Annotated in this window: 14 protein-coding genes; 3 read left to right on the top strand and 11 right to left on the bottom strand. The window is 50.8% G+C overall.

The genetic code is table 11. The features are described 5' to 3' along the window. Positions 1–143 precede the first annotated feature (143 nt). Positions 144–935, top strand: coding sequence for an IclR family transcriptional regulator (locus MJ257_RS08005; RefSeq protein ID WP_240268744.1), 792 nt, complete (start codon positions 144–146; stop codon positions 933–935). A gap of 68 nt (positions 936–1,003) precedes the next feature. Here MJ257_RS08005 and MJ257_RS08010 read toward each other — a convergent pair whose 3' ends face one another. The 9 genes from MJ257_RS08010 to MJ257_RS08050 all read right to left on the bottom strand — a co-directional run bounded on the left by MJ257_RS08010 (position 1,004) and on the right by MJ257_RS08050 (position 9,148). Then, a complete protein-coding gene (locus MJ257_RS08010; protein WP_240268745.1) occupies positions 1,004–2,053 on the bottom strand; it encodes a UDP-N-acetylmuramate dehydrogenase in 1,050 nt (349 codons plus the stop codon). Positions 2,054–2,202: 149 nt separating this feature from the next. Next, entirely contained in the window at positions 2,203–2,925 is a 723-nt protein-coding gene (locus tag MJ257_RS08015; protein WP_240268746.1) for a YebC/PmpR family DNA-binding transcriptional regulator, read from the bottom strand. A 237-nt stretch (positions 2,926–3,162) separates the two neighbouring features. After that, the gene (locus tag MJ257_RS08020; RefSeq protein ID WP_240268747.1) at positions 3,163–3,579 is read right to left on the bottom strand and encodes a VOC family protein; all 417 of its coding nucleotides are present in this window, start codon (positions 3,577–3,579) and stop codon (positions 3,163–3,165) included. Between the two features lie 66 nt (positions 3,580–3,645). Continuing rightward, entirely contained in the window at positions 3,646–5,202 is a 1,557-nt protein-coding gene (locus MJ257_RS08025; RefSeq protein WP_240268748.1) for an ABC-F family ATP-binding cassette domain-containing protein, read from the bottom strand. 177 nt (positions 5,203–5,379) lie between these two features. Next, positions 5,380–6,369: an aldo/keto reductase gene (locus tag MJ257_RS08030; RefSeq protein WP_240268749.1), complete on the bottom strand. Its 990-nt coding sequence runs from the start codon at positions 6,367–6,369 to the stop codon at positions 5,380–5,382. A gap of 81 nt (positions 6,370–6,450) precedes the next feature. Next, positions 6,451–7,305, bottom strand: a complete 855-nt coding sequence (locus MJ257_RS08035; protein ID WP_240268750.1) for an AraC family transcriptional regulator — start codon at positions 7,303–7,305, stop codon at positions 6,451–6,453. After that, complete coding sequence (gene arsC, locus MJ257_RS08040; RefSeq protein ID WP_240268751.1) at positions 7,298–7,723, bottom strand: arsenate reductase (thioredoxin); 426 nt, start codon at positions 7,721–7,723, stop codon at positions 7,298–7,300. Before arsC ends, MJ257_RS08035 begins: the two co-directional genes overlap by 8 nt. 26 nt (positions 7,724–7,749) lie before the next feature. Beyond that, a complete protein-coding gene (arsB, locus tag MJ257_RS08045; protein WP_270407404.1) occupies positions 7,750–8,814 on the bottom strand; it encodes an ACR3 family arsenite efflux transporter in 1,065 nt (354 codons plus the stop codon). 22 nt (positions 8,815–8,836) lie between these two features. Further along, positions 8,837–9,148, bottom strand: coding sequence for an ArsR/SmtB family transcription factor (locus tag MJ257_RS08050; RefSeq protein ID WP_240268759.1), 312 nt, complete (start codon positions 9,146–9,148; stop codon positions 8,837–8,839). Between the two features lie 532 nt (positions 9,149–9,680). On the opposite strand from MJ257_RS08050, the gene MJ257_RS08055 reads away from it, so the two are divergent. Then, entirely contained in the window at positions 9,681–10,502 is an 822-nt protein-coding gene (locus MJ257_RS08055) for an arsenite methyltransferase (protein WP_240268752.1), read from the top strand. A gap of 91 nt (positions 10,503–10,593) precedes the next feature. On the opposite strand, the gene MJ257_RS08060 is transcribed toward MJ257_RS08055, so the two are convergent. Continuing rightward, a complete protein-coding gene (locus MJ257_RS08060; RefSeq protein WP_240268753.1) occupies positions 10,594–11,157 on the bottom strand; it encodes a spore coat protein in 564 nt (187 codons plus the stop codon). 240 nt (positions 11,158–11,397) lie between these two features. Here MJ257_RS08060 and MJ257_RS08065 point away from each other — a divergent pair, with 240 nt between their 5' ends. Continuing rightward, on the top strand, positions 11,398–11,838 hold the full coding sequence (locus MJ257_RS08065) for a spore coat protein (protein WP_240268760.1): 441 nt from the start codon (positions 11,398–11,400) through the stop codon (positions 11,836–11,838). Positions 11,839–11,916: 78 nt separating this feature from the next. Here the strand turns inward: MJ257_RS08065 and MJ257_RS08070 are convergent, their stop codons facing one another. Continuing rightward, positions 11,917–12,087 carry a hypothetical protein gene (locus MJ257_RS08070; RefSeq protein ID WP_240268754.1) on the bottom strand — a complete coding sequence of 57 codons (171 nt, stop codon included), beginning with the start codon at positions 12,085–12,087 and terminating at the stop codon, positions 11,917–11,919. Between the last annotated feature and the right edge of the window lie 275 nt (positions 12,088–12,362).

Raw genomic sequence — 12,362 nt, forward strand, 5'->3', positions numbered from 1 at the left:
GAATGCCAATATATACGATCATTATAGTAGGAATTAGATAAAAATCAAGCTTTAATTTCCGGGCCGTTTTGTCGGTTTTCAACATTCTTCCATTCGTTGTATACTAATACAGAATGAACTAGAGGCCATGCAGGAGGCATAACGTGCAAAACACCAACAAACACAAGAACAAAACCGTAGTCAGGTCCATGGATCTACTTCAATTATTTCTGAACCATCCCAAACTGAACATCAGCGAGATGGCCAAACTATCGGGGATTCCCAAAACTTCGGTCCTCCGTATGATCGGATCCTTGGAAGAAATGGGTTTCTTAAAAAAGGATGCGGAAGGTTCCTATTCGCTAGGATTGCTGTTTCTTCAATACGGAAATCTGGTAGCAGAACGGTTAGACATCCGCCATATCGCCCTGCCGGTCATGCAGCAGCTGCGCGACGAGATCCAGGAGGCCATCCATCTCGTGCTGCGCGACGGGAACGAGTGCATATACATTGAGAAACTGGACACGGATCACCCCGTACGGCTATTCACAAAGATCGGGCGAAAAGCCCCCTTGTATGCCGGCGCGTCGTCTCGCATTATTTTAGCTTTTATGCCCGAGACGGAGCGTGAGGAATACTTGGCAGCAACCGAACTTCAGCCGATCGCCTCCGGCACGGTCACCGACAAAACGCAGCTGCGTCAGATTCTGGATCGCTCCCGTCAGGACGGCTACAGCTTCAGCCGGTCTGAATTGGAGAACTACACCGCGGAGCTAAGCGCTCCGATATTCGATCATACGGGCCAAATCATCGCCGCACTCAGCGCTGCCGGATTGGAAGTCCAGTTCGAGGAAGGGCGCATCGTCGAACTCGTGAAGGACGTGCAGCAGGCCGCCAACGAGATCTCCCGAAGATTGGGTTGTACCCGGCCAGTACCGGTTGCGGTAACATTATAAACCGTCTGTGAATAAAACAAGCCCGTCCCGGCGACTGCCGGAGACGGGCTTTGAAGTTATTTTCGCGATTAACGTCGAAGCGAAGAGGCCTTCCCTTCGATGATCACGACCTCCGGTTCGGGAACGAAACCGTAATGTCGATCAAAAGCCTCCTGGACATGATGGATCAACTCGATCACATCGGCCGCCGTCGCCCCGCCTACATTTTGAATCACATTGCCGTGAACGGGCGAAATTCTGGCATTGCCGCGCTGGACCCCTCTCAAATTAAGGTGGTCCGCCAATTTACCGATCGGCTCGCCGACGGAATAATTGTTTTTGAACACCGATCCGCAGGAAGGGTAGGTGAAATGCATTTTACCCACGCGATCCTGAACGATCCTTCGCATCGGGGCCAACGCGGAGTCCCTCGCCCCGGTCCCATTCTTATTGTCTAGCCAACCGATAAAATACGAGGCAAACTCCGGTAATCGGATAGGCGGCAGCTTCCCCTCCTGAAAGTCAGCCAGTTCCGGCAACATCGGCAAAGCGACTGCCCCTTCGGACGAGCTTAGCTTGAATTCGGCACCGACAATCAGCCAGTTGCTTCGATTGCGTTGAAACACCGACTGTTTATACCCGAATTCGCAAGCTTCGCGGGTTACGGTTTGAATCCCTCCGGGCTGATGCAAATCGATATAATGAACGTGGATCAACGTATCGCTAATATGGCGGTCAAAATACTTGGCATTCATATAAATTCCTCCGCCGACCGTTCCCGGCAGCAAAAAGGTAAAATCAAAATCAGCAATCCCCAGGCCATGTCCGATCACGGCCAACATCGACATCGGCATCCCCGCCGAAACGTACAGACGATCTCCCTCGAGCTTCACATCGACCATCTCCCGGGTCGTGAGAAACAAGGCGTCCGGGTCGGGCCGATCGGGAAATAGCATATTGGATCCCCCGCCAAAAAAAATCGGCGTTATCCCGCGTCGATACGCCATCTCCAGCAGCTCCTGCAGTTGGTCTTGCGATTGTGGCGTTCCCACAAACCGGGCCTCTCCCCCGATTTCATAAGTCGAAAACCGGGATAATGCCTGCTCCGTTCGAAGTCCTCCCAAATTCCAGCTTGTCATATAAAGCCCCTTCCTACCCGCTTCCTAAACAATAATGTATATTATGTCGGTGGGCGATTTCAGTGTCAAGGATAGCTCTGACGCAAAAAACGGACTGAAAGAAGAGTTCTTCTTATCAGCCCGTTTTAAAATCGCCTCACCCCAAAAGGTTACTCGGCGAATTCCACGTTGTGATACACCTGCTGCACGTCTTCCAGGTCTTCCAGCGCATCGATCAACTTCTCGAATTGCGCTTCAGCTTCCTTATTAGGTAAAGTTACATAGTTTTGTGCCAGCATCGTCAGTTCGGCAACCGTAAACTCGGTGATCCCTGCATTCTTGAGCGCTTCCTGCACCGCATGAAATTGATCCGGTTCGGCGTAGACGATGACCGACTCGTCCTCTTCGACGATATCACGTACTTCAAGATCGGCTTCCATCAGGATTTCAAACACTTCATCGATCGTTTTGCCTTCCATCCCGATGACCGCGGTTGCGTCAAACATATAAGAAACCGATCCGCTTACGCCCATATTCCCGCCGTTCTTGTTAAACGCGGAGCGTACTTCCGGTGCGGTACGGTTTACGTTATTCGTCAATGTATCTACAATCACCATGGAGCCGTTAGGGCCGAAGCCTTCATAACGCAGTTCTTGATAGACTTCATCCGAACTGCCCTTCGCCTTGTCGAGGGCCCGGTCAATGATCGCTTTGGGTACATTGTACGTTTTTGCCCGTTCCAGAACGACCTTCAAAGCGCGGTTCGATTCCGGATCCGGCTCGCCTTTCTTGGCGGCAACATAAATTTCGACGCCGAACTTCGCGTAAATTCGACTGGTGTTGGCGTCTTTTGAAGCCTTCTTCTCTTTAATATTATTCCATTTGCGGCCCATACTCTTCCCACTTTCTTAATAATCTACCCAACTATTATAACCAACAACTGATTTGGCGGCAATGAATGCCCTAGTCTTGAACATCGACACCTTGTCCAAGGATTTCCCATCCCAATCTCCCAACGCCCGTGCCTCTGTTACACAGGATCTCCCCGGAGCTTTTCGCGAAGAGGGAGGAATGCAAAAATGCCCTATGTTATTCACATAGGACATTGGGGATCCCTTGAGTACACGTCATTATTCCGATGGCACAGCGCTAGGATCCATGAACATGACTTCCCACAGATGGCCGTCAGGGTCTTGAAAGCTCCAGGTGTACATAAATCCATGGTCGACCGGATCGCTGTAGGGCTTCCCGCCGGAGGCGAGCGCTTTGTTCACGATTTCGTCCACTTGGCCCCGGCTATCGGCCGACAAGGCAACGATGACCTCGGAATAACCCGCTGTATCCGGGATTTCCTTCTTGGTAAACGACTTAAAGAATTCCTCTGTCAGCAGCATGGCGAAGATATTCTCTCCGATCACCAGACAAGCTGCTTTCTCATCGGTAAATTGCGGGTTAAATTCAAATCCGACTCCTTGAAAGAACTTCATGGTTCTCTGCAAATCTTTGACGGGAAGGTTCACAAAAATATTGCCCAAAGTCACTGCCATCGGATCACCCCTATTTCAAATTTAAAACAATTATACCTGACGCAACCAAAGATTGCTAGATTACGTCTAGAGCATCTTCGTCGTCCAAGATTCGCAGTTCCATGTCTCCGTAACGACGTCGCGGTAAAACTCCGGTTCGTGGGAAATCAACAGAATGCTGCCTTTGTAGGCTTGCAGTGCGCGTTTCAGCTCTTCCTTGGCATCAACGTCCAAATGGTTCGTCGGTTCGTCAAGCACGAGCAAGTTCGTTTCCCGGTTTATCAGTTTGCACAGGCGTACTTTCGCTTTCTCGCCCCCGCTCAGCACGGCGATCTTGCTTTCGATATGCTTGGTCGTCAGCCCGCATTTGGCTAAGGCGGCACGCACCTCAAACTGTGTGAACGACGGGAATTCGTTCCAGATTTCCTCGATGCATGTATTGTAGTTGGCGTCCTTCATTTCCTGCTCAAAATAGCCGATTTCCAGTAAGTCGCCGAGATGCGCCGAGCCGGAGATCGCCGGGATTTGTCCCAGGATGCTGCGCAGAAGCGTCGTTTTCCCGATGCCGTTTGCGCCGACGAGAGCGATTTTTTGCCCGCGTTCCATCCGCAGATTGAGCGGCTTGGATAACGGCGAATCGTAGCCAATCACCAAGTCCGTCGTCTCAAAGATCAATTTGCCGGATGTTCGTGCATCTTTGAAATTAAATTGCGGTTTCGGCTTCTCCTTGGCCAGCTCGATGATTTCCATCTTGTCGAGCTTCTTCTGGCGGGACATCGCCATGTTGCGCGTCGCCACGCTCGCCTTATTGCGTGCCACGAAGTCCTTGAGATCGGCGATTTCCTGCTGCTGGCGCTTGTAAGCCGACTCCAGCTGTTGCTTCTTCGCCTCGTACACCTGCATGAAGTTATCGTAATCGCCGACGTAACGGTTCAGTTCTTGATTTTCCATGTGGTAAATCAAGTTAATGACGCTGTTCAGAAACGGGATATCGTGCGAAATCAGGATAAACGCGTTCTCGTATTCCAGCAAATACCGCTTCAGCCATTCGATATGCTGCTCATCCAAATAGTTTGTCGGTTCGTCCAACAGAAGAATATCCGGCTTCTCCAGCAGGAGCTTGGCCAGCAGTACCTTCGTCCGCTGCCCTCCGCTGAGGTCGTTAACGTCCTTTTCGAGTCCGATATCCGTCAAGCCCAAGCCGCGCGCCGTTTCTTCAATTTTGGCGTCGATCAGGTAGAAATCCTGGTTCGTGAGCGTATCCTGAATCGTACCCACGTCCTCCAGCAGCTGCTCCAGCTCTTCAGGGGACACGTCTCCCATTTTGCCGTACATGTCGTTCATTTCCTGTTCTAAGTCGAACAGGTATTGAAAGGCCCCGCGCAGCACGTCGCGGATGGTCATTCCTTTCTCCAACACGGCATGCTGATCGAGGTAGCCGACGCGCGTGCGTCTGGCCCATTCGATCTTGCCTTCATCTGGCTGCAGCTTGCCCGTGATAATGTTCATGAACGTTGATTTACCTTCACCGTTGGCTCCGACCAGTCCGATATGTTCGCCTTTCAGCAAACGAAAGGACACGTCGTTAAAGATCGCCCGGTCCCCAAAACCGTGACTCAGCCGTTCTACGCTTAAAATACTCATGGAATTTTAACACCTTTTCTATAGGAAATATGGTTGGTAACACCCGGATAAGCGAATAAGGGTACACTCGACATATTATACTGGTTAACCAGGTCAAAGCTCAATACGGCGGGGAAATTTAGTAGAAAAAAAAGGCGCCGCCCCGAGGCTCTCTCGGGCGGCGCCTGCCTGGATATCTTAAAAACCTAAAATCTCGTCGATCTTGTGCAACTCCTCCGGAGTGAACGATCGATTGTCCAATGCGCCAACCGCATCCTCGATTTGGCTCACCTTGCTGGCGCCGATCAGCGCGGAAGTCACTCTACCGCCTCGGAGCACCCAGGCCAATGCCATTTGCGAAAGCTTCTGTCCTCGAGCGGACGCCAGCTCGTTTAACTGCTTGACCTTCGCAATCCGTTCTTCGTTCAAGTCTTCCGGACGAAGGAACACGCTAGGGCCGGCAGCCCGGGAATCCGGAGCGATTCCGTTCAGGTAGCGATCGGTCAGAATGCCTTTCTCTAACGGAGAGAATACGATCGAACCGATGCCTTCTTCCTCCAACACCTCCTGCAGCCCCTCTTCGATCCAGCGGTTCATCATGGAATAGTTCGGCTGATGGATGACCGCCGGCGTGCCAAGCTGCTTCAATATCCGGGATGCCTCGCGAGTCTCTTCCGGACGATAGTTGGACAACCCGACATATAAAGCTTTCCCTTGGCGAACGATCAGATCCAGCGCCGCCATCGTTTCTTCCAGCGGGGTGTCCGGGTCAGGGCGATGGTGATAGAAAATATCCACATACTCCAGCCCCATCCGCTTCAAGCTTTGGTCCAGGCTCGACACCAGATATTTTTTCGAACCCCATTCCCCATACGGCCCTGGCCACATGTAATATCCCGCTTTGGTGGAGATGATCATCTCGTCTCGATAGGGACGCAGATCCTCGCGCAGCACCCGGCCGAACGTTTCCTCCGCCGAGCCTGGCGGCGGTCCATAGTTGTTGGCCAGGTCGAAATGCGTGATTCCTAAGTCTAACGCTCTGCGCAGCATGGCGCGCCCATTTTCAAGCACATCGATCCCGCCAAAATTATGCCATAGGCCAAGCGAGATGGCCGGAAGCTTCAACCCGCTCCGTCCCGAACGGTGATATGTCATCATTTCGTATCTGTTGTCAGCTGCTTGATACATAAATGCTTGTTCCTCCTTTAGTCCGTATGTGTTCAATATAACGCACAAGGAACAGCTTACCTATATCAGCATGGATGATTCCTATGGCATGATGTCTGATTTTTGGGCTCGGTCACGATACTCGGTAGGCGAGACGCCTTCTGTTTTCTTGAACATTTTAGAGAACAACAGGGCATCCTGATAACCGACCGAACGCGCCACTTCGGCGATAGAGTAATGGCCTTTACGCAGCAACCCGCACGCTTTCTCCATTCGGTAATTCAACAAATATTGCTGCGGCGGCATCCCCGTGGCTCGTTTAAACAATGAAGATAAATATTTCCGGTCCAATCCGACGATCGCGGCCAATTGGCCGACGGTAATTTCCTCGCCATAATGGCTATGCAGAAAATCAAGACAGCGATGAATATACGCATCTTTCACTTGAGCCTTTGCCGGGCTCGGAAGCCCCGATGCAGGAACCAGCTCCACCAGCAGCGTCAGAAATTCGTGCAGCAACGCTTGCAGGCGCAGATCGCGGGTCGCGGCCGCTTCCTCCGCTTCGTTCAGCATCTCGTAGAACTGCGGCATCATATGCGTATCCATTGGAAACACGGGGGATGACGGGGTTAACCGGGTACGGCCTAGAATCTCCTCTGCCTGATCCCCGCAGAAGCCGATCCAGGAATACGTCCAGGGGTCGTTTTGATCCGCCTGATAGAAGATCACCCGTTCGGGATAAGCGAGAAACGCCTGTCCGCCGGTCAGCTCGAAGGTTTTCCCCTCTACTTTGACACGCCCTTGCCCCGAGTGAACAAAGTGGATTTTATAAATATCGCGGATGCCCGGACCAAAAGAATGTAGCGGAGCGCACCGTTCTTTTCCCCAATAGCACAAATACAAATCCGGCGGCTCGCGAAACGGCCGGTCCGGATTATAATGAAAAACCTTATTCATTCCCTTCCTCATCGGCAAAACGCCGGATGCGCTCGCCGATTTGGTCGCGGACGCGCTGGAACACCGCCCACTTCTCTTCATCCGTTCCCGACGCTTTTGCCGGATCGTCAAATCCCCAGTGCTCGCGGCGAACGTGAGGCGGCGTCATCGGGCAGCGGTCCGCGGCATCGCCGCACAACGTGACGACCATATCCGCACGGTTCAGTCGCTCCATATCGATGAGATCCGAGGTTTGCCCCGAGATGTCGATGCCCACCTCAGCCATGGCCTTAACCGCATTCGGATTCAAACCATGCGCTTCAATCCCGGCGCTATAGACCTCCCACCCGTCCGTCAAAAAGGTTTTCGCCCAGCCTTCGGCCATTTGACTGCGGCAGGAATTGCCGGTGCACAAGAAATAAATCGTTTTTTTATCCATAGGTTTAAAACATCTCCTTTAGTTTGTTAGTTAGGTTTAGCGGATGCAGAGTCGAAATGTCTCCGTTTGAAACGCAGCGCGACATTCACCAGCGCAATCAAAACAGGCACCTCCACGAGCGGCCCGATGACCGCCGCAAACGCCACGCCGGAATCAAGACCAAACACGCCGATGGCCACGGCGATGGCCAGTTCGAAATTGTTGCTTGCCGCCGTGAAAGACAACGAAGTGGCTACCGGGTAAGTCGTGCCCGCTTTTTTGGACAGAAAGAACGACAACAGGAACATGATCACAAAATAGATGATCATCGGAATGGCGATGCGAACTACATCCAACGGCAGGGCCATGATCAGATCGGCTTTTAAGGAAAACATCAATACAATCGTAAACAATAAGGCGATCAGGGCTAGCGGACCGATTTTAGGCACAAACCCTTGTTCATATTTCTCTTTGCCTTTCCAGCGAATCCCGATCACCCGGGACAGCAGGCCGGCCGCAAACGGAATTCCCAGGTAAATCAATACGCTGCGAGCGATCTCACCCATCGATACATTCACTTCGGCTCCTTGTACTCCGAACCATTCGGGGAGAATCGTGATGAACACGTAAGAAAACACTGAATAAAACAATATCTGAAAAATCGAGTTGAACGCGACCAATCCAGCGGTATATTCCGGATCGCCCTTGGCCAAATCGCTCCAAACCAGCACCATCGCGATGCATCGTGCCAGGCCGATCATGATCAAACCCACCATGTACTCCGGCATGTCGCTAAGCAGCAAGATCGCCAGGAGGAACATCAGAATCGGTCCGATCACCCAGTTCTGCAGCAAGGAGAGCAGCAGCACCTTCCAGTCCTTGAATACGCGGCCCAATTTTTCGTACTTCACCTTAGCCAGCGGCGGATACATCATGACGATCAGACCGATTGCGATTGGAATGGAAGTGGTTCCTACCTGCATGCGAGAAAGGAACTCCGAGAAACTCGGTATCAACTTTCCGAGGAGAAGCCCAATGGCCATCGAGGCAAATATCCAAACCGTCAGGTACCGGTCAAGAAAGGATAATCTTCGTGTTTCCGGCAAGTTCATCACCATCCTTGTAATTTGAAATTTAATCGTCACAAGAAGATGCCGATTCGCATTCCAATAACTGTTTTACTCTCAATGATTGCGAGGGCAGGTATTCAAGCAAATCATCAACATACGGCATTTCCGTTAGTTTCAAGGAGTAGTAGGTCCACTTGCCGCGACGAACCTCCGTAACCAATCCCCCTGCCTTCATTTTTCGCAAATGTTGGCTGACGCTGGGCTGCGACATTTGAAGCAAATCTACAATATTGCAGACGCAAAGCTCACGTTCCTTAAGCAACGCCAAAATCGTCAACCTGGTTTTATCGCCAAGCAATTTAAACGTTTCTGCCATCCCATCGATCGTTTGATTCGTATCCACTCCATATCCCCCCTCTATTTCAAGTCGCCCCTCCTCATTCAATTCTAGTCGGATATAATTATATAATCAATTACTAATATGTATTTATGCAATCTGACTAAATTTTATTTGCATTTTGCAAATTTATAAAGTATAACATTAAGCAAGGGAGGATTTGGGAACACCAAAGCGAAGTCGTTATTCAAGGCTTTCATTTCGTTTGGTCTGTTCCACTCACTTCTCTAGTCCCGGATTGTCGCACGGGGATTTTTATTTGCAAACATCAAATTTAAGAAATGAGGGATGACCGTGTTAAATGAAGCGTACACCGCTGAAATGTTGATGAGGCTCCAAGCGTCAGAGCTTCAAAGAATTAATCGCGAAGCCTGGAAGTGGATCGTACCTAAACCCCCGAAGAGCCGTTTACAAACCCGAATCAGCGGATGGTTTCGCCTTCGTCCGGTAACAACCGATTCTTGCTGTACCGCGTGCTGTTAGTTTACTTCATCCTAAAGGAGGAAAAAACATGAATGAATTAACCCATGACGAAATCCGTCAAAATGTCCGCCAACGTTATCGGCAAATCGCGGTTCAAAGTGCTTCCGAGCCCAACGCTGCCGAGTCAAGCTGCTGCTCACCGAACGCCGTCGCTTGCTGCAGTACGCCCACCGATTTCAAGGAGATCTCGGCAGGCTTGGGCTATTCCGGTGAAGAATTAAATGCCGTGCCCGATGGCGCCAATTTAGGTCTTGGTTGCGGGAATCCGCAGGCGATCGCGCAACTGGCTCCCGGGGAAGTTGTCGTTGATTTGGGAAGCGGCGGCGGTTTTGATTGTTTTCTAGCCTCGCGACAGGTCGGAGAATCGGGGAAGGTCATCGGGGTTGACATGACGCCGGAAATGGTTAGCCGTGCCCGCCAAAACGCGCTTAAGGGCGGGTTTGCGAATGTGGATTTCCGATTAGGCGAAATTGAACACTTGCCGGTTGCCGATCAATCCGTGGATGTGATCATCTCTAACTGCGTCGTCAACCTTTCGCCCGACAAAGAACAGGTTTTTCGAGAAGCTTACCGCGTATTGCTCCCGGGCGGACGCCTCGCCATCTCGGATGTTGTTACGACTGCGGAATTGCCTCCCGAAATCAAAAATGATCTGGAGGACCTGTATGCCGGGTGCATATCCGGCGCTTCCTCCATCCCAGAATTGGAAAAAATGCTGGCCCAGAGCGGCTTCACCAACATTAGTATCCTGCCGAAGGACGAATCGAAAACCTTCATCAAAGAATGGATCCCCGGCATCAAGCTGGAGGAATATCTCGTATCCGCCGTCATCCAAGCAGTTAAAGCGTAGGGACAATACAAGTTACCATTCACTATAAAAGAGCGCAGCGACTTCTGAAGATCAACGAGCCGCTGCGCTTTCGCCGTATTGGCTTTTCCAGTTAAAGGGCGCCTACAGGTTCCTGTACTTTTTGATACATCGTGCTTAAAGTGGCCATTGTTGAAGCCGGCGCCGGCTCAAGCGGATAATACCCCTTCTTCGCCATCCATTGCCACACATCGTAAGCGTGGTGGGAACTCATGCAAAAAGCATGCTCCAGGAAGCTGCGGATCTCCGGATGGCTCATCTCCATCGCTGCCCATGCATATTCGCGGCCTGCCCGTTTCAATGTCAGCAAATAGGCGGTAGCGATTTCGCGGTCATTAAATTGCTGAACCTCCGTTCTCGGCATCACCGGAACAGGGGCCGTCGGCGCGCTCGTAAAGGATTGCAGTACCGGCGTCAAATCAGGGATCGGTAGTCGTCCGGCAGCTCCCTCCATTTTGCTCAAAAACTCGACCTTCATATTATAGTCTTGAATGTGCAGAGGAAAATGCCGCTGCAGGATCGACTTGAGCTCCGGATCTTGGACCTGATTCATGAAACAGGCCATGTTCGTAATGGAATTGACACAGCTTAAAGTCAGCTCGTTTAAATCTTGCGCTTCATGTGCGGCCAATTGCATGTCAAAATGCCCTCCTTGGATATGAGTGATCAAACCACCTTTAGCGTGTACTGTCCAATGTTTCCTATGCAGTTTCCGCGTCGGTGGATCATTCCCAACTCTCACAAAATAAGGACGCCAAATTCTACAGGGACAATTACCCATTTTCATCCAGGCGAATATAATGAACCAATTCTAACCCTGGAGTGTGAAATTGTGGATAATTCACGGAACCATGAACACTTAGCCTGGCATGAAACGATGGAACTTCACGAGCTAGTCGCTTTTCAATCTACGCATCTGGCTGTTTTTAAGAAGAAACTGCCCACCATTCAACAACCGGCCCTCAAAGCGCTTTACGCCGAAACGATCAAAGCACTGGAGCAAAATTTACGCGAATTGCTGAAATTTTATCCGATGGCTCCGACCATGGCTCGCAACACGTCGCCGGACATGACGGCAGTGGAAGCGGCCACTCTGCTCGGTTTTCTGAAAACTGCCGTACGAAACTACGCCATCGCCATCACGGAAACAGCTACGCCTCAGCTTCGCGATACGTTCCAGAAACAGCTGCTCGGCGCGATTTCGTTACATGCCAAGGTGTTCAACTTTATGTACCAGCATGGCTTCTATCCGTCTTACAATTTGGAGCAGCTGCTTGCAAACGATGTAAAGATGGCCAACAATGCGTTAAATATGTAATCATGCGAAAGCCCCGTATTAACGGGGCTTTCGTTGGCTTTACCATGGCTTTACCGGCTTTATCGGCTTTACCAGCTATTACTTTTTCCGTTCCTTCTCCTCGGGCTCGTCATATTTATTAATATGCGCCGTAATGGCCTCCACCGCCTCGTTGACATTCGTTGTGGCGGGGACTTCCTTCACTTCATCCTCGGTCTTATCTAGAAAATTTTGATGATCCGCACGGATCGCTTCGATTTTATTGCTCATGATTAGGCCTCCAAACGAATTTAGTTTACATAATATTTGTTACGTTATTTTGTCCTGAAGAGATAGGTTCAGGAATAGCGTTTGTAGGCAAGTTCTGCGATATGTGTGGTAAATCCGTCCGCTTGGTGCCGGACAGTCAAAATTTTGTAGCGGATTTCATGTAACCTACCGGTCAGTCACCTTTTCGTAATACCTGCAAAAATACAGTTTTTTGAGCGCATGCCTGCCGATTTATCAAAATACCTGCAAAAATGCAGGCTTTTGAGGCGCAAACA

The organism is Paenibacillus timonensis, assembly GCF_022427145.1.
Taxonomy (GTDB): Bacteria; Bacillota; Bacilli; order Paenibacillales; family Paenibacillaceae; genus Fontibacillus; species Fontibacillus timonensis.